Here is a 17,411-nt window from a genome sequence, read left to right on the forward strand (position 1 = left end):
TGCACCCGGTCGCAGGGCGGGTGTCACGGTGCCCCGCGCGCACCCGTAGGCTCCGGGCCATGGCACTGCGACCCGACGACTTCCACGCCCACGCCCTGGGCGCAGCCGACGCCGAGGCCCGGCTCCCGTTGTCCCGGATGACGGGGTGGGAGATCAGCCCGTTCGAGCCGGAGGGCCTGCGGGTCGCGCCGCTGCGCCCGCCCGTGCTGCCCGAACCGCCCCGGCACGGCGAGGACCCCGCGGACTGCTCCTCGTGCCGCGCGCGCGACGAGGGCATCTGGCGCGACGACCGCTGGCGGCTCACCCGCATCGAGAAGGTCGGCGTCCCCCTGGTGCTGATGCTGCACCCGCGCGACCACCACGACCTCGACGACCTCCCCGACGACCTGGCGGCGGAACTCGGCGTGCTCACCGCGCACATCGCCCGCCACGTCCAGGCCCTGCCGCACATCGCCCGCGCGCACGTCTACCGCATCGGCGACGGCGGCGCCCACCTGCACGTCTGGTTCTTCGCCCGCCCCGAGGGCCAGGCCCAGCTCTACGGCTCGTGGATGGTCGTCTGGGACGACCTGCTGCCCGAATACCCCGAGGACACCGCCGCCGCGGACGCGGCCCTCGTCGCGGAAGCCCTGACCGCCTCCTACGGCGGCCACCGGCCCACGGCCTGAGGACGCGGGCCGCGCCCAGCCCGCCGTCGCCGGGCCGGTACGCCGCCCTCGCCGCCCTCGCCGTCCACGCCGTCACCGGCTGCGACCGGCGTCGCGCGGCCCGGGCTCCTCATCGCTCGGGCGCGGCCGGGCCGTTGCCGTCGAAGACCACCGACCAGGGGCGCGGGCGGTCGGGGGATTCCGGTGCGGGCTGCCCGGACGGCGCCCCGCCGGCGAGGGCGCGGGCGGCGGTGCGGGCGAAGGCGCGGACCGCCGGGTGCGCCGCGCCGCGCGGCCACACGGCGGACAGCCGCGGGCGCAGCGGGCGGCCCGCCAGCGGACGCCACGCCGTACGCGGCTCCCTGGCCGCGGTGCGCCCGTCGTCGAAGGCGACCCCGTGCCCCGACGCGACCAGGCCGAGCCGGAACTCGGCCGTGCCCGCGTGCCGTACCGCCCCGGGGACGAACCCGGCGGCGCGGCAGGTGGCGAGGATCTCGTCGTACCAGCCGGGGGCCGCCGACCGGGGGAAGAGGACGAGGTCGTGGCCGGACAGCTCCGCGAGCGCGACCTCCGGGCGCCGGGCGGGCGCGGAGGCGCGGTGCAGGACGACGCCCCAGTCGCTCTCGGCTGCCGGGCCCGCCACCAGGTCGTCCGCGGTGCCCAGCGGGTGGTGCAGCAGGCCGGTGTCGAGTTCGCCCGCGCGCAGCAGCCGCAGCTGCTCCGCCTCCTCCGCCTCCCGCGGTTCGATGCGCAGGCCGGGCAACTCCCGCGCACCGGCGGCCAGGAGGGCGTGCAGCGCGGCCGCCGACGTCTGCGGGAGGACGCCCACCCGCAGGGTGTCCGGCTCCTGGGCACCGGCCATGACGGCACGCAAGTGCTGCTCGGCGGCGAGGAGCCGGCGGGCCTCGGCCAGCAGGAGCACCCCCGCGGGCGTGAGGCGCACGTTCCGGCGGGAGCGGTCGAACAGGTCCGTGCCGAGGTGCGCCTCCAGTCGGCGGATGGACTGGCTGAGCGGCGGCTGGGCCATGCCGATGATGTCGGCGGCGCGGCTGAAGTGCAGTTCCTCGGCGACGACGACGAACAGCCGCAGGTGCCGGAGGAGGTCCATCCTGCGAGCCTATGTGAGGGTGGGAGCCGGACACGGGAGCGGGGAGCGGGGAGCGGGGAGCGGGGATGCCGGAGACCGGGACGGTCGGGGAGCGGGTCACCGCGCTGCTCGGCGCGACGGGAGCGACGGTCCGGCTGCATGCCGTCGATCTGCGCGGCGGGCGGGAGGTCGGCGTGGCCGCCGACGAACAGGTCGTCCTGGCCTCGGTGTTCAAGATCCTGCTGGTGCTGGAGTTCGCCCGGCAGGCCGCCGCCGGGCAGATCGACCCGGCCGAACGGGTCGTGCTGACCGCGGCCGACCGGTTCGGCGGCTGGGGCGTCGCCGGATGCGTCGACGACGTGACGATGTCGCTGCGCGACCTGGCCTACTTCACCCTGTCGGTGAGCGACAACACGGCGGCGGACGCGCTGATCCGCCGCGTCGGCCTCGACACGGTACGGCTGCTCGCCGCCGAACTCGGCCTGGACCGCACCCGGGTGGTGGGCGGCCCGCGCGACCTGCTGCGGTCGATGTTCGAGGACGCCGGGGCGCGGGACGCCGCGGAGTTCGCCGCCCGCTACCCGGACCTGGAGCCGCGCCAGGTACGCGGTTTCGCGGCGCTGGACCCGGCGCGTACGACGTCCGCCACGGCCCGTGACGTCACCTCGCTGCTGCGGCTGATCTGGCAGGACCGGGCGGGACCGGCGCAGGCGTGCGCCTGGGTGCGCGAGCTGATGGCCCGGCAGGCCTTCCGGCACCGCCTCGCGTCCGGCTTCCCCGCCGACGTGCGGGTCGCGGCCAAGACCGGGACGCTGCCCGGCCGGCACATCGAGGCGGGCGTCGTGCGGTATCCGGACGGCGGGCAGTACGCGGTGGCGGTCTTCGCCGAGACGCCCGACCTCGCGCCCGCGCAGCCCGCGGTCGACCGGGCGATCGGCCGCGCGGCGCGCCTCGCGGTGGAGCACCTGCGCGCCGCACCGCTGCCCGACCCCGTCTGACCTGGTCCGATACGTGCGCGCATATCACCGCGGACGGTGATCGGTCTTGGACACCGCGCCGCGGCCGGTGCTGTGCTCGTCCCATGAGCGAGACGACACGTACAGGATTCCACCGGCGGCGGCTGCTCCAGGGGGCGGCGGCGGGAGCGGTCGGGGCGGTGGCCGCTTCCGCGCCCACGCCCGCGTCGGCGTCGGCGTCGGCAGCCCGGACCGGGGGCGCGGCCGCGGGCGACGTCACCTTCCAGTGGTTCGGGACCAGCGGCTGGCGCATCGACACGGGCACCCGCACCGTCCTGGTCGACCCGTACCTGACCCGCTTCCCGACCGGCCTGTTCAGCGGCACCTTCGACCCGCGCACCGAACTGACCACCGACGAGGCCCTGGTCGCGGAGCACACCGGCCACCCCGAGACGGTCCTGGTCACCCACAGCCACTGGGACCACTTCACCGACGTGCCCTTCATCGCCACCACGACGGCCACCGCGCGGATCGTCGGCACGGAGACGACGTACCACCTGCTCAGGGCGTACGGCGTCGAGGCGGCCCGGATCGTCGTCGTCAAGGGCGGCGAGGTCCTCGACTTCGACGGCTACACGGTCGAGGTCGTCGCCGGCCGCCACAGCCGCAACGCCGCCCGCGGCTACTTCTCCCCCGGCACCCTCCACGGCCCCGCGATCCCGCCCCGCCCCGCGACGATCGGTGACCTCCCCGAGGGCGACACCCTCGCCTTCCACGTGACCTTCGACGGCGGCCCCTCGGCCTTCTTCATGGGAGCCAGCGACTTCAGCGAACGCGACACCACCGGCCTGCGCCCCGACGTCGCGATGATCGCCCCGCCGACCAGCACCTCGACCCACCGCTACGTCCCCCGCCTGCTGACCGCCCTGGGCAACCCCCGCACCGTCGTCCCCGTCCACTGGGACGACTTCGAGACCCCGCTGTCCCAGCCGCCCCGGCGCGACCCGTCGGTGAACTGGCCCGCCTTCCTCCAGCAGATACGCGAGACCTCCCCCGCCTCCCGCGTCGTCCTCCCGGAGTACCTGACCCCGTACCACTTCGCCTGACGCGTGCCCGCCCTCCTCGCCGGTGACCCGGCGGAGGCCGCCGCCCCCTCCGCGGCGGCCTCCGGGGCGTCAGGTGGCGGAGGTGGGGGTCTGTGTCGGGAGCGGCCTGGGGAGGGCCAGGATCAGCTTCAGCACACTCCCGTGCGGGATTCGCGCGGGGTAGAAGCGGTACGTCCTTTCCCCGCGGAGCACGGACTGGGGAGTGGCCGCCATTTCGAAGGGGGCATGGGGGTCCCCCGGCGTCCACACGCCGGAAGCCGGAAGCAACGAGACCGTCCCCCCGTGGGCGGTGGGGACCGACGTGACGTTGACCGGGACGCCCATCGTCCGCAGGTCCTCCTGCAACCGCGCCGCCGTCGGGCGGGACCTGTCCATGAAGGTCAGGGTGACCACGCCGCCCGCGTCCTTGCGCACGTTGTAGGCGATGATCGCGAGCCCCTGGCGGGAGGGGGTGGGCGCCGATCCCGTCGTGCCGTGCGCGGGCTGCGCGGCCGAGCCGCCGCCGATCCCCCCGACGGCCAGGACGGTGACGGCCGTCGCGGCGACGGCCAGCGGGACGGCCACCAGGGCGAACCGGCGGCGGCGTGACCGGGAGGCGTCCGGGGCGTCGCCGTTCATTCGATCGATCTCGTTCATCAGGCAGTCCTTGAATAGGCGCTGCCGGCCCGCCGGGACGTCCCGTTCCGCCGGGATCCGCAACAGCCGCGCCATCTCCTGGCGTTCGGCCGGTGCGGGACCGGTGGGTTCGGGCGCGAGCGGCGTGGGCCCCGAGGGCTTGCGGCTCATCGGGCTTCCTCCTGAGCGGGCCGGGCCGCGTGGATGCGGCTGCCTTTGACCTGTCCGCGGGAGCGCTGCGGTTCCTTGGTTTTCGCCCTGCTTTCCGCTGAAATCTGCGCGTCCACGAGTTTCTGCAGCTTCTTCCGCGCCCGCGCCAGCCGGGACCGCACGGTGCCGACCGGCACCCCCAGCGCCTGCGCCGCCTCGCGGTAGTTCAGCCCCGACCACACGCACAGCGCGAAGACCTCGCGCTCGGGCCGCCGCAGCTTCCCCAGCGCGTCCCGCACCGCGGCCAGCCGTACGGTGTCGTCGATCCGGCACACCAGCTCCTCGGCGAAGTCCGCCGACGCCTCCTGGGCCGGCAGCCGCGCCATCGCCGCCGCGTAACGGCGCCCGGTCCGGGTGGTGTTGCGCGCCGCGTTGGTCGCGATGCCCAGCAGCCACGGCCGCAGCGAGCCGCCTTCGACGTCGATCCTGCCGCGCAGACGCCACGCCTCCAGGTACGTGAGCGCCATGACGTCCTCGGCGGTCGACCAGTTGCCGGTCAGCCGGAAGGCGTGGTTGTAGACGGACCCGGCGTGCTCGTCGTAGAGCCGCCCGAACGCGGCGGCGTCGCCGGCCCGCAGGCGGACCCGGTCATCCCTCTCCATACCCTCCAGCTGTCCGTCCGCTCGCCCCGGGTTCCCGTGACGCCCGTCACAGGCGGCGGGCGCGTGGCCGTACCAGTCCCCTGCCGTGGCCGTCCGGCCGTGACGGAAAAACGCCGGGGCCCACCGCGTCCCGGCGCCCGCGGGAAGGCCCGGACGAACCGCCCCCGTGCGTGGTCGGGGACATGGCCGTGACGTCGTAGCGGTTGCGTAACAGTCCCCACCGGTCGGCTCGTCACCGTGCGGAACGCGCCATTACGTTGGGCCGGACGGCGCACGAAGCGTGTGCCCGGGGGACTCTACGGGGGAGTGGCCCATGGTTCGGCCGGAACCTGACGGTACGGCGGAGACGCCGCAGCAGATGCGGCAGCGCGCGGACGATCTGCGCGAGTGCGCGCGGACCGCCCGCAAGATCGCGGGCAACCTCGGACCGTATCTGGACAAGGCGGTCGCGCAGGCGACACCGGCGATCTGGACCGGTCCCTACGCCACCTCGACCAGCGGGATGCTCGGCTCCCGCAAGTCGACGCTGCACCGGATGGCGGCCGATCTGACGCAGGACGCGGGGCGCTGGGAGACCGAGGCGCACGACCTGGACGACCGGGCCGCGAAGGCCGACGCCAAGCAGAAGGCCGGGGGCGGCTGATGAGCTTCCACGGTTTCGACACCGCCAAGATCCGCAGCCTGGCCGGCGACCTGGAGACGCTGAGCCAGGGCGCCACCGCCCTGCACCGGGACGTGGCGGGCGTGCTCACCCGCGCGGACGGGCTGATGGCCGGCAAGTCGGCCACCACCAGCCCGCTGCTCCAGCCGCTGGTCGGCTACCCGGTCGGCGGCCGCGCCGGCCTGCCCGGCACCCTCGCCCCCGAACTGCACGACACCCAGGGCTCGATGCTGCGCCGCTGCGACCAGCTCGACGGTGTCCAGCACCTCACGGACGAGGGCTACGCCATCGATCCGGCGCTCTACTTCGGCGACGAGAAGGCGCCCGACGAGAAGAAGATCACCGACCTGCTCTCCGCGGTGAGCGCGCTCGACGGCAAGGACTTCGGGAGCAACGGCAACCGGGACGATCTGCGCAAGCTCCGCGACCAGTTCGGCCAGCTGACCCCGGCCGAGCTGGACGCCCTGCTCTCCAAGGTGCCCGCCGCCGACCTCAAGCGGCTCAACGACCTCGCCGCGGACGACAACGACGGCAGCGGCTGGAAGTGGTGGGACCACAACGGCCTGCCCGACGGGGAGTTCCGCGACTTCGTCAGCTCCCTGGTGAAGAAGGCCGGCCCCTCCCACTGGCCGGCCCTGGAGGCGGCCTTCCCGAGCGTGCAGCCGGGCTTCGACACCACCGACGCCTGGATCGAGGGGTACAACCCGCAGTCCGGCCAGGGCGCCAAGGGCATGCACTACGGCATCCCGGGCGAACCGCTCTTCGCCACCCCGGGCCAGATCGACGTGGACGGCATCGCGCAGGGCCGGTTCGGCGACTGCTGGTACATCTCCTCGCTGACCGCCACCGCGCACGCCAACCCGAAGTTCATCCAGGAGGGGATCAAGCAGAATCCCAACGGCACGGTCGACGTGCGGATCTGGGACAAGGACGGCAACGTGCACTGGGTCACCGTCACCCCCGACCTGCCGATGGACGAGAACGGCAACCTCATGAGCGCCAACGGCAACGGCGAGGTGTGGCCCGCCTACTACGAGAAGGCGTTCGCCCTCATGTACGGCGGCGACAAGGGCGGCGCCCCCGACGGCCACGAGAACGACCCGCGCTACGACCGCAAGGAGCAGGGCGACTACGGCGCCATCGAATGGGACTTCACCGACAAGGCGCCGTCCTACGTCACCGGCCACAAGTCGAAGTCCATCGACAACGACTTCGGCAGCGTCAAGAACTCCTTCGAGTCGCACCACCCGGTCATCGTCGCCACCCGGTCCGACGACGACCTGAAGAAGGACCACCTCAACCCGCAGTTCGACCCGCACTACGTGACACGGCACGTCTTCTACGTGAAGGGCTTCGACGCGGACGGCAAGATGATCCTCGGCAACCCCTGGGGGCCGGGAGGGGACATCCACATCACCGAGCAGCAGTACCACGACTACTTCGACAGCCCGCAGGAACTCCAGGTGGGCGGATGAGCGCCGCGCGCACGGCCACCCGCGCCGCCCTCGGCCTCGGCGCCCTGCTGCTCATGACGACCGCCTGCGGCGCGGGCGGCGATCCGGCCACGGACCCTTCCGGCCCCGCCACGCACCCCACCTCCCCGGCCACGGACCCCACCGCCCCCGCCACGGGCGCCCCGGCACCGGCCGCCGACAAGGGCCCGCGGTGCGAGGGCACGGCGCCCGCGCACGGCCTGCCCGCGCTGCACGTCCTGATCAACGCCGACGCCGCACTGCCCGGCGGAGCCACCGTGCACTACGCCGCCGCCCACGCCGACGGCACGCACCGTACCGCCGACCTCAGCACCGCGGCGGGCACCGGCAGCGGGTCGGGTACGCCGCAGACCGTACGCCCCGCGCAGCGGATCACGGTCGGCGGCCACGCGTACACCGTCGCCCAGATCTGCACCTACCGTGTGGTCCTCACCGGACCCGGGCTCACATCCCCCGCCGACCAGGGAGGCACCATGACATCGCGATGGCCGACGACGCACGACGGCCGGTGGCGGCTGCTGTGGCACCTCCCCGACAGCGGGCCGGGCCAGAACAGCGCGGTGGTCACCAGCATCCTCGACGGCCCGCCGCGCACCTCGATCAACGTCGTGGCCGGCGGCAGGGCGGCCGCGAGCTACGTGGACGTGACGCAGGGCGACACGGTCGAGATCGCGGGCCGGCTGTGGAAGATCGCGACGGTCGACCAGGGCGCCATGGCCGCGGACACCGGCTCCTCCGACTTCACCCCCGGCTACGTCGACCTCCAGCTGATCGGCCCCGCCTGACCCCCGCCACGGGCTCCTCCCCCCGGCCCCCGCGGGCGGGCCGGGGGAGTGCGGCCCCGGGCGGGCGGGTCAGCGCAGTCCGGCGAAGAGGTCGTTCTCGGGGACGGCCGCGCCCGTGGTGTCCCGGACGCGGACGAAGGTCTCCACGCCCATCAGTTCGCCGAAGCGCTCCTTGCCCATCTTGAGGAAGAAGATGTTCTCGCCCTGACTGGCGTGCGCGGCCAGCGAGTCGAACTTCTGGCCGCTGTAGGCGGTGGTGTCCACCCATGTGGTGATCTCGTCGTCGGGCAGGCCGATCTCGGCCATCGCGGCGGTCTCGGCGGGATCCGGCTCGGGCATGTCCGCGCCGAACTCGCGCATGGTCTCGCCGAACCGCTGCATCATCGAGCGGGGCACCGTCGTCCAGTACACCTTCGGTGTCAGCGTCGTCAGCTCCAGCGCCGCCATCGTGATGCGGTGGGCCTGGATGTGGTCCGGGTGGCCGTAGAAGCCGTTCTCGTCGTAGGTGACGACGACGTCGGGCCGGTAGTGCCGCATGAGGTCCGCGAGCCGGGCCGCGCCGTCCGCGACGGGGGTCTTCCAGAAGGACCCCGGGGCGTCGTTGGTCGCCCAGCCCATCATCCCGGAGTCGGCGTAGTCGAGCATCTCCAGGTCGCTGATCTTCAGGACCCCGCAGCTCGCCTCCAGTTCGTGCCGGCGCATCACGGCGACCGCGGCGGGGTCGTGCCCGGCGTCCCCGGGCTTGACGCCCTCCGGGCCGTCACCGCAGCCGCCGTCGGTACAGGTCACGAGCACCGTGCGGATGCCCTCGGCCGCGTACCGCGCGAGGATCCCCCCGGTGCTGGTGGCCTCGTCGTCGGGGTGGGCGTGCACCGCCATGAGCGTCAAGGGCCGGTCGGTCATGAGTCAGTCCTCCTGCGGAGATACGGCGTGATCCGGAGCGCGGGCCGGTCGTCCCACGATGCAGGGTCCCCGGTGCCGGCGGGCGAGGCGACCCGCCGGTCTCCGTGTCCCCCGCCCGCGCGCCGCCGACCCCGCACCCCGTCCAACCGCTCGGGCCGTCCCCCCTGTTCCCGCCCCGGCCCTTCGACCGCCGGGATTCCACGGCGGACGGCGGGGCGGGGCGGAGGCGGAGGTGGGTCAGGAGGCGAGGCGGTTCAGGGCCGCGGTCGTGATGCCCTTGACGTAGGACGGGGCGTCCGTGGGCTGGCCGGTGAGTTCGACGACGGCGACCCTGGTGCCGCTGCGGAGGACCGCGACGCCGCCGGTGGCGGTGCCGTCACCGTTGTAGGACGGGTACCAGTGGCCGGTGCCGCCGCCGGTGGTGAGGGCGTGGGCCGCGCCGTAGTGCCAGTGGCCGGCCGGCTCGTCCTGGCAGTCCTGCACGAGCGCGTTCAGCTGCTTCTCGTACGCGCTCGCCGAGCTGCTGGTGGCGGCGTTCGCGGCCGACTCGGTCAGCAGGCCCTCGGAGTCGAAGGTCCAGGTCACGGACGCGTAGGCGGTGGCCTTGCCCTTCGTCAGGTCACGCAGGGTCTCCTCGCCCGAGCACGCCGAGAGCGCCTGGCGCCCGTCCAGCGACACGGTCGCGCCGACCGGACCGAGGCCCTGCTGGAAGAAGTCCTCGCTCTGCACGAGGGCGGCGGAGCCGAGTGCGGGCGCGGCAGCCGCGGCGGTGCGGGGCGCGACGCTGCGCGCGGACCCGTCGGCGGCGGCCGACTGGATGCCCACGACGCCGGCCGTGACCAACGCGGCGGCGAAGCAGGCCGCGGCGGCGAGACGGTTGCGGCGGACGGACGTGCGCTGGACGGCCTGGTTCTTGGACATCTGGGTCTCCCCCTGCTGGTCGGGACGCCTGCTGCGTCCTCGTACAACCGGGGGAGATGACGCGGGCGGAGGGAAAGTTGGAGCGCTGACCCGCTGTTTCACAGCTGTGACAGAGCGGTCCTGACGACGTGGGACATCGCGTCCGTGCCCAGGCAGGCGTCGACCTCCAGCACCCCGTAGTGGGTGCCGCTGCGGAGCACGGCGATGCCGCCGCAGGGCTCCTCGCCCTCGGGCGCCTTGCCGGTGGTGTTGCGGGATCCCGGGTAGGTGCCCATCCAGCTCGCGCTGACGTCGGGGGCGAGGTCCACCGTCGTGGTGCTGCCGTAGACCCAGTGGCCGGGAACCTCCTCCTGGCAGGGCACCTCCTCCAGCAGCAGGCGCTCGGCGAAGTTCTGCGCCAGGGACGGGCTGTGGGCCTCGGCGGCGACCTCGCGGGCGATCTGCTCGGCGCCCTCCGCGGCCAGGGTGGGGTCGTCCGGGTTGACGCGGCTGCTGGTCGTCAGCCCGCGGAAGTGGGCGCCGGGCCCGCCCAGCGTCTCGGTGAGCGTCTTCTCCCCGGTGCAGGCCGCGTTGGCGTACGAGCCGTCGCCGAAGCGGTCCCGGGCGTAGATCTTCCCCGTGACACCGACCGCGGCGAACGCCGCGGGGCCGACCAGGTCTGCGGTCGTCAGCGGCCCGGTGGCGGCCTTCGGCGGGACGGTGGCGGAGGCCGCGGGCGTGGGCGGCGGGGTGGAGGCGCCGGCCGTCGCGGGAGCGGAAGTGCGGTGGGGCGCGCCGTCCTCCGCCGCGGGGTGCGCGGTGCCGGACGGCGGCGGCAGCACGTAACGGCCGGCCACCAGGCCGCACGCGGCGGCCGCCACCAGCGCGGCGACGGCGGTACGGGGCCGGACGGCGGTACGTCCGCCTCCCGCCGCCGCGGGGCCGCCGCTCACCGGCCGCCCGCCAACTGCTCGCGCATGAAGCGCCGCGCCTGGTGGATGCGGTCCTTGACGGTGCCCAGCGGGACGTCCAGCTCCTCCGCCACCTGGACGTACGTCAGGTCGCCGAGGTCGCGCAGCACGAAGGACTCCACCAGCGCCGGGTGCTGCTGCTCCAGCGCGGTGAGCGCCTCCATCAGGTCGAGCCGGGTGCCGGCGATGACGCTGGTGCTCCGCGGGTCCACGGACTCGGGCAGGTCGGCGTGGCTGTCCTCGGCGCGCCGGCGCATCGAGCGGTAGGTGGACCGGGCGGCGTTGGACGCGATCACCGTCACCCAGCCCAGGAAGGAGCCGTGGCCCCCGTACTCGCCCAGGTGCGTGCTGATGGACAGCAGCGCGTCCTGCGCGGCCTCCTCGGCGTCGGCGTGGTGCGGCAGGAAGCGGGAGCAGCGGCGCAGCACCACCGGCCGGAGCTTGGCCAGCAGGTAGTCCGTCGCCCCCGGGTCCCCCGACTGAGCCGCCGCCACGAGCTTTTCCAGCTCGCCTTCCTCGAACACCCCGAGCCCCCGTCCTGTCCCACACGTCGAACGGAGTTTCCCACTCCCGACGATTCCGGCAGAATGCTGCCACATGCGCAAGCTCGGCCGTTACCTCCTCCTGGACCGGCTCGGGGCAGGCTCCTTCGCGACGGTCTGGAAGGCCTACGACCCGGAGCTGGACACCGAGGTCGCGGTAAAGGTGCTGGCCGAGAACTGGGCGGCCAACGCCGATGTGCGCGACCGGTTCCTGGCCGAGGCGCGGCTCCTGCGCCGGATCGCCAGCCCGCGGGTGGTCCGGGTGCACGACGTCGGGGTGCAGGACGACCGGCCCTACTTCGTCATGGACTACGTGCGCGGCGGCACCCTGGCCGACCAGGTCGGGCGGTGCGGCGCGCAGGAGGCGCTAAGGCTGGCCGCGGAGGCGGGCTACGCGGTCCAGGTCCTGCACGAGGCGGGCGTGGTGCACCGCGACGTCAAGCCGTCCAACCTGCTGCTCTCCACCGACGTGACGCCCGCCGCCGTGCTGGTGGCGGACCTGGGCAGCGCGAAGCAGCTGGCCGACGCGTCCGGGCTGACGGTGACCACGGGCACGCCCGCGTACATGGCGCCGGAGCAGGCCTTCCAGACCGGCGGGTTCGACGGGCGGGCGGACGTGTACGCGCTGGCCGTCGTCACCTACGAGCTGCTGACGGGGCAGAAACCGTTCGGCCCCGGGGGACGCGCCACGGCCCTCATGACGGACCAGCCGGCCGCGTCGACGCTGCCCGCGCTGCCGGCCGGCCAGGAGCTGCCGCCGGGCGTGGCCCTGCTGCTGCGGACCGCGATGTCCGTCGAGCCCGCGGAACGCCCGCAGACCGCACAGGCCTTCGCGGACGCGCTGCTGGCGCCGGTCCCGAAGCGCCGGCCGCAGTCCCCGCAGCAGTCCGGCCCGCGGTCCGAGCCGCGATCCGAGTCGCGGTCCGAGTCGCGGTCCGAGCCGCAGTCCGGCTCGCCTTCCGGGCCGCATTCCGGGCCGCCGGAACGTGCCGGGCGGCTGACCCCGCGCGCGGTCGCGCTGGCGTCGGGCGCGGTGTTCACGGCGGCCACCCTGCTGAGCTGGCTGCTGCGCTGAACCGCGGCTCCCCGCCCCGCGGACGTGGTTTGTCACCACTCTGGAACAGCCTCCCCGGGTGTCAAACATTTCCGCTGCCGCCGGCATCTCCCCAGTGCACGAGGGCGCGACAGCGGTCGCGTTCCCATGACGCACAGGGGATTCAAGGGGAGCGTGGAGAACATGGCACGGAACGCACGAACGGCACCGGGGCGCGGTCGGCGCGGCGGACGCGGGCCCGCCAGGCACATCGGCGCGGCGCTGCTCGCCGCCACGGTCCTGCTGGGCACGGCCGCGTGCCAGGGCGGCACCGCCAAGTCCGCCGGGCCGGGCACGTCGTCGGCGCAGGCCCCGTCGTCCGGCGCCACGACGTCCACCGGAACCGGCACCGGCACCCGCACCGGCACCGCGAGCCCCACCACCACGAGCGCCGCCCCGACGCATCCCGCGGGGCCGCCCATGCTGCTGGAGACGATCACCCCGACGGACGGCGCGAAGGTCGGCGTGGCGATGCCGATATCCGTGAAGTTCACCTCCCCCGTCGCCCGCAGCGCCCGCGCGACGGTCGAGCGGGCGCTGAAGGTCACCACGTCCACCCCGGTCACCGGCGCCTGGCACTGGTTCAGCAGCACCCGCGCGGACTGGCGGCCGAAGGACTACTGGCCCTCGGGCACCCACGTGGACATCGACGCCCGCCTCACCGATGTCGCCGACGGCAACGGCCGCTACGGCATCCACGACTACCACCACGCCTTCACCATCGGCCCGGCCTGGGAGACCAAGGTCGACGCCGCCGCCCACACCATGGACGTCTACCTCGACAAGGTCCGCCAGAAGCACTTCCCGATCGACGCGGGCAGCGCCGAATTCCCCACCTGGGACGGCACCATGGCCGAGATGGGCAAGGCCCCGTCGGTGCACATGACCTCGTGCAGCGTGCACATCAGCTGCACCCCGGGCACGCCCAACTACTACGACGTCACGCTGCCCTGGGACGTCCAGCTCACCACCAGCGGCACCTACGTCCACTTCTCCGACAGCCACCCCAACCCCGGCCAGTCCGGCTCCCACGGCTGCATCCACCTGTCCCTGGCCGACGCCAAGTGGTTCTACGCCCACGCCCACCAGGGCGACCCCGTCACCGTCACCGGCACCCCCCGCGGCCTCGTCCCCGGTGACAACGGCTATGCCGCCTTCACCCTCACCTGGTCCGCCTGGCTCACCGGCAGCGCCACGGGCGCCCAGCAGACCACCACACGGTAAGCAATGGGTAAAGCTTTCCGGAGCGAAGCGGTGCAAACCACATGAAGAAGATCACTTCCCTGCAGGGGCCGACTTTTCGCCGGTCACCCGCCCTACCAGCGCTGTTAATCTCACCATCCGCTCTGTCGACCGCGGCTTGCCGAAGGCGCCGCGTCCGGAGTGGCCAAGTCATCTGAACCACCGCAGACGGAGTGTGGCGTGGCTGTTCGACGGGCTTTCACCGCGGGGCTGGCGGCACTCGTCGTCGCCGCGGCGGTGATCGGTACGGTTCCCGGGAGCGCCTCCGCGGCCGCGAACGCGCCGGCCGAGGTGACGACGCTGCCCGCGCCGCAGCTCGCCGCGTACCGGCAGGACGTTCCGCTCGTCGCCGGGACGACCGGTTTCCTGCACCAGGAGCAGGACCTGTCCGGCTACATCTGGACGGACTACGCCTCGGGCGCGGACTCGGTGCAGACCCGTTTGGCGAGTCTGCCGTTGGCCGACACGAGCTTCCTGTCGGCGGGCGGCGACGTCCTCGCCTACCAGAGCGGTACCACGCTGACGGTCGGCAACCCGGCCACCGGCTCGTGGGCCGACTACCCGCTGCCCCAAACCGGCACCCTGGCCACTGTCGTCAGCGGCGTCGGCATGAACGGAACGCGGGCCGTCGTCCACGAGGGCGACGGGCTGCACCTGCTCGACCTGAACGCCGACGGAACCGTGACGGACGTGCCCGTCACCGGCCTGCCCGCCGGGTCCGACCACACCTCCGTGGCGATCAGCGTCCAGGGCCCGGACGACATCGCCCTGGTGCGCCTGTCGCCGACCTCCGGCAGCTCGTTCACCACCCGGCTCGTCCTGCTGCGGCTGGACACGGCCACCGTCCATCCGGTCCCCGCCACCGTGCCGGCCACGTGGCCCGTCCGCATCTCGGGCGGCTACCTGGTGTGGTCGAAGAGCGGCATCAACGCCCTCAGCGCGGACGACGTCATCGCCGGGACGGCGGGGGCGCCGCTGACGGTGAGCGTCCCTGCCGCAACCTCCCCCATCGACTGGGCGGTGGTCGGCCGGCAGATCGTCCTGCTGACCATGCCCGTGCCGGTGACGTCGCCGGAGATCTACTCCCTCCCGCTGGACGGCGGGCCCGCGGTCCGCATCGACTCGTTGAGCGGCGCGAAGCCGTACGTGCTCACCCGGGGTGCGGGCGGGGTCCTCGCGGTCGGCGGCACAGCGTCCGAGCAGGCGGTCCAGCGGTTCACCGCCGCCGGGGACGGCAGCCTGATCGTCACTTCCCTGCGCCCCCTGCCGCCCCCGGCCGAGACCACCGCCACGCTGTCGATGGTGCACGGCCAGGTGCGTCAGGTGCTGACCGTGCCGCAGTTCGACGCGCCCACGCGCTTCGCGATGGCCACGACGCCGCTGGCGGGCACCCTCAACGGCTCCGCCCAGCCCAGCACGGGCTATATGAGCGCCGGGAACCAAGAGCTCCAGCCGGGTCCCTGCGCGGTGGACGCCACCTGCGTGCGCCTGACGGACGGAGACACCTACGGGCCGGTGTACACCACCACCACGGCGACCTCCGCCCAGGTGTTCATCCCCGGCGTCTCGACCCGGGAGAACTTCTCCTCGGCGGACACCCGCGTGGTGGACGCCGACTCCGACTACGTGGTCATCAACTCCGCCGGCACGCAGTACCTGTGGCAGCCCGGCCAGGGGCAGAGGATCTCCCTGGGCGCCGCGGGCGGCGCGGCCCTGTGGATGGGCACGCTCTGGCGGGCCACCGCGCCGGGCCGGATCCAGGCCGCCACACCCCAGAACGGACTGGGCACCGCGCCCGCCGTCCAGCGGACCATCAGCACCGGGGCGTCCTGCACGCCCAGCGAGGTGCAGGTGGCGCAGCACTGGCTCTACTGGAGCTGCGGCAGCGCCGGGCCGGCGGGCGTCTACGATCTCGCCACCGACAAGGAGTTCGCCGTCGACACGGGTGCCGCCACCCTCGGCGACGGCTACCTCGTCCGCCACGACGCCTCCGGCGAACTGCTGCTGACCGACCTGCACACGGACGCGGTCGGCGCGACCTCCGTCCTGGCCACCCTGCCGCGGCGGGACGGGGTGGACGACGACCGGGGCATCGACTGGACCGTGGACCGCAGCAGCGGTGACGTCGCGTACACGGGCGCCGACAACGTCGTCCACGTGCTGACCACCGGCGTACCCGCGTCCGCGGTCACCGCTCAGGGGGGTGCCTGGAACAACTCCACCACTCCCGGGGAGAACTGGGACTTCGTCTTCTCCGTAAGCCGTCCGCTGGCGAGCTGGCAGCTCGTGCTCCGCCGCGCGACCACCGGGGAGATCGTCCACAGCTACACCGGTGGCCCGGTCGCGGCCAGGGGCTCGACGTCCTGGAACGGCATCCTGCAGAGCGGCGGCAACGCCTTCGACGGCGACTACGACTGGCAGCTGCTGGCAGTCCCCGCGGACACTCCCACCGCCGCACCGGCGCAGGTGGCAACCGGCACGATGTCCGTCCTCTACGGCCGGATGCCCTTCCACTCCTACGGTGAGAACGGCCACTCCACCGTGCTCGGAGTGCTGAAGCAGAATGCCCTCGGGTACAACCCCGGGTACGGCGCGGAGTACACGGGCAACGGCAGGGGCGGCTATTCCAGCCCTTACGTGTCGAGCTACTGGAACATCGGCAGCGGCTCCGGCCAGATCAACGCGGTCGTGCCCTTCGGCGACATGAACGGCGACGGCTTCAACGACTTCGCCGTCCGGACCGGCTCCGGCCTGCTGGAGTACTACCCGAACGGCCCGGCCGGCGACGGCTTCAACACGGGCACCCCGAAGGTGATCGGCAAGGGCTGGAACATCTACAACCGCCTCGTCTCGGCCGGCGACCTGAACCGCGACGGGCACGACGACCTCCTCGCCCGCGACACCGCCGGACAACTGTGGCTGTACCCGGGCACGGGCAAGGGCGGCTTCACCGCCCGGGTCCTGCTCGGCAAGGGCTGGAACACGTACACCAGGATCGTCGGCGTCGGCGATGTGAACGGCGACGGCAACGGCGACCTGATCACCGTCGACAGCACCGGCGGCCTCTGGCGCTACCCGGGCAACGGCAAGGGCAACTTCGCGGCCCGGGCGAAGATCGGCACGGGCTACCAGATCTACACCGCCCTGGTCGCCGCCGGCGACGTCAACGGCCACGGCCTGAACTCCTTCCTGGCCCGCGACGCCCAGGGCGTGCTGTGGCGCTACGACTTCACCGCCGCGGGCGCCCCGCAGACCCGCGTCCGCGTCGGAAGCGGCTGGAACATCTACTCCGACCTCTACTGATCCCCGGCCCACCGCAGCCATGAGGAATCCAGGAGCGCGTGGCGGCTCCGCCGTGGGAGCGGTCGAAGGCGGCGTGTAGCTTCGCGTTCCCCTCCGACTACCGGGAATCCGTGGACCGCTACGGCGGCGGGTCGATCCTCGCGGGCGCCGACCGGTGGCCGGTCCAGGTGCTCGCGCCCTGCCGGTCGTGATGCTGGCCCGCGGCCCCGCGGAGGTCCTGCCCTTCCGGGTGACATGGTCGGCGAACGGCCGGTAGATCAGCCCCTGCACCCGCTCCCCGTCGCGCACGTACGCG

The 17,411-nt window shown here is 73.6% G+C and carries 17 protein-coding genes; 10 read left to right on the forward strand and 7 right to left on the reverse strand.

Annotated features, from left to right (window positions below; all coding sequences use genetic code 11):
• Window positions 1–59 precede the first annotated feature (59 nt).
• A complete protein-coding gene (locus ACH4PY_RS03370; protein ID WP_398175370.1) occupies window positions 60–668 on the forward strand; it encodes a hypothetical protein in 609 nt (202 codons plus the stop codon).
• Between the two features lie 109 nt (window positions 669–777).
• On the opposite strand, the gene ACH4PY_RS03375 is transcribed toward ACH4PY_RS03370, so the two are convergent.
• Window positions 778–1,755 carry a LysR family transcriptional regulator gene (locus ACH4PY_RS03375; protein WP_398175372.1) on the reverse strand — a complete coding sequence of 326 codons (978 nt, stop codon included), beginning with the start codon at window positions 1,753–1,755 and terminating at the stop codon, window positions 778–780.
• A gap of 65 nt (window positions 1,756–1,820) precedes the next feature.
• On the opposite strand from ACH4PY_RS03375, the gene ACH4PY_RS03380 reads away from it, so the two are divergent.
• Complete coding sequence (locus ACH4PY_RS03380) at window positions 1,821–2,732, forward strand: serine hydrolase (protein ID WP_398175374.1); 912 nt, start codon at window positions 1,821–1,823, stop codon at window positions 2,730–2,732.
• A gap of 83 nt (window positions 2,733–2,815) precedes the next feature.
• Window positions 2,816–3,796 (forward strand): MBL fold metallo-hydrolase, encoded by a 981-nt coding sequence (locus tag ACH4PY_RS03385; RefSeq protein WP_398175376.1) that lies wholly within the window; start codon window positions 2,816–2,818, stop codon window positions 3,794–3,796.
• 69 nt (window positions 3,797–3,865) lie between these two features.
• On the opposite strand, the gene ACH4PY_RS03390 is transcribed toward ACH4PY_RS03385, so the two are convergent.
• Window positions 3,866–4,582 carry a hypothetical protein gene (locus tag ACH4PY_RS03390; protein ID WP_398175378.1) on the reverse strand — a complete coding sequence of 239 codons (717 nt, stop codon included), beginning with the start codon at window positions 4,580–4,582 and terminating at the stop codon, window positions 3,866–3,868.
• Window positions 4,579–5,223 (reverse strand): RNA polymerase sigma factor, encoded by a 645-nt coding sequence (locus ACH4PY_RS03395; RefSeq protein ID WP_398175380.1) that lies wholly within the window; start codon window positions 5,221–5,223, stop codon window positions 4,579–4,581. Before ACH4PY_RS03395 ends, ACH4PY_RS03390 begins: the two co-directional genes overlap by 4 nt.
• A gap of 313 nt (window positions 5,224–5,536) precedes the next feature.
• Here ACH4PY_RS03395 and ACH4PY_RS03400 point away from each other — a divergent pair, with 313 nt between their 5' ends.
• The 3 genes from ACH4PY_RS03400 to ACH4PY_RS03410 are packed head-to-tail and all read left to right on the forward strand — an operon-like array spanning window position 5,537 to window position 8,162.
• Entirely contained in the window at window positions 5,537–5,866 is a 330-nt protein-coding gene (locus ACH4PY_RS03400) for a hypothetical protein (protein ID WP_398175382.1), read from the forward strand.
• Entirely contained in the window at window positions 5,866–7,359 is a 1,494-nt protein-coding gene (locus tag ACH4PY_RS03405) for a C2 family cysteine protease (protein WP_398175384.1), read from the forward strand. Before ACH4PY_RS03400 ends, ACH4PY_RS03405 begins: the two co-directional genes overlap by 1 nt.
• Window positions 7,356–8,162, forward strand: coding sequence for a hypothetical protein (locus tag ACH4PY_RS03410; RefSeq protein ID WP_398175386.1), 807 nt, complete (start codon window positions 7,356–7,358; stop codon window positions 8,160–8,162). The genes ACH4PY_RS03405 and ACH4PY_RS03410 overlap by 4 nt, the downstream gene beginning before the upstream one ends.
• Window positions 8,163–8,231: 69 nt before the next feature.
• On the opposite strand, the gene ACH4PY_RS03415 is transcribed toward ACH4PY_RS03410, so the two are convergent.
• From ACH4PY_RS03415 to ACH4PY_RS03430, 4 genes are all read right to left on the reverse strand, one after another.
• Entirely contained in the window at window positions 8,232–9,065 is an 834-nt protein-coding gene (locus ACH4PY_RS03415; RefSeq protein WP_398175388.1) for a PIG-L family deacetylase, read from the reverse strand.
• A gap of 237 nt (window positions 9,066–9,302) precedes the next feature.
• A complete protein-coding gene (locus ACH4PY_RS03420) occupies window positions 9,303–9,986 on the reverse strand; it encodes a hypothetical protein (protein WP_398175390.1) in 684 nt (227 codons plus the stop codon).
• 98 nt (window positions 9,987–10,084) lie between these two features.
• Entirely contained in the window at window positions 10,085–10,918 is an 834-nt protein-coding gene (locus ACH4PY_RS03425) for a hypothetical protein (RefSeq protein ID WP_398175392.1), read from the reverse strand.
• Entirely contained in the window at window positions 10,915–11,460 is a 546-nt protein-coding gene (locus tag ACH4PY_RS03430) for an RNA polymerase sigma factor (RefSeq protein ID WP_398175394.1), read from the reverse strand. Before ACH4PY_RS03430 ends, ACH4PY_RS03425 begins: the two co-directional genes overlap by 4 nt.
• Window positions 11,461–11,533: 73 nt before the next feature.
• Between ACH4PY_RS03430 and ACH4PY_RS03435 the strand changes: the two genes are divergently transcribed.
• The 4 genes from ACH4PY_RS03435 to ACH4PY_RS03450 all read left to right on the forward strand — a co-directional run bounded on the left by ACH4PY_RS03435 (window position 11,534) and on the right by ACH4PY_RS03450 (window position 17,307).
• Window positions 11,534–12,553: a serine/threonine-protein kinase gene (locus ACH4PY_RS03435; RefSeq protein ID WP_398175396.1), complete on the forward strand. Its 1,020-nt coding sequence runs from the start codon at window positions 11,534–11,536 to the stop codon at window positions 12,551–12,553.
• 162 nt (window positions 12,554–12,715) lie between these two features.
• Window positions 12,716–13,795 carry an Ig-like domain-containing protein gene (locus ACH4PY_RS03440; RefSeq protein WP_398175398.1) on the forward strand — a complete coding sequence of 360 codons (1,080 nt, stop codon included), beginning with the start codon at window positions 12,716–12,718 and terminating at the stop codon, window positions 13,793–13,795.
• A 198-nt stretch (window positions 13,796–13,993) separates the two neighbouring features.
• Window positions 13,994–17,116, forward strand: a complete 3,123-nt coding sequence (locus ACH4PY_RS03445; RefSeq protein ID WP_398175400.1) for an FG-GAP repeat domain-containing protein — start codon at window positions 13,994–13,996, stop codon at window positions 17,114–17,116.
• Between the two features lie 38 nt (window positions 17,117–17,154).
• Window positions 17,155–17,307 carry a hypothetical protein gene (locus ACH4PY_RS03450; RefSeq protein WP_398175402.1) on the forward strand — a complete coding sequence of 51 codons (153 nt, stop codon included), beginning with the start codon at window positions 17,155–17,157 and terminating at the stop codon, window positions 17,305–17,307.
• Window positions 17,308–17,411: the final 104 nt, after the last annotated feature.

The sequence above is a fragment of the Streptomyces sp. NPDC021224 genome (assembly GCF_044332905.1).
In the GTDB taxonomy this organism is placed as follows: Bacteria; Actinomycetota; Actinomycetes; order Streptomycetales; family Streptomycetaceae; genus Actinacidiphila.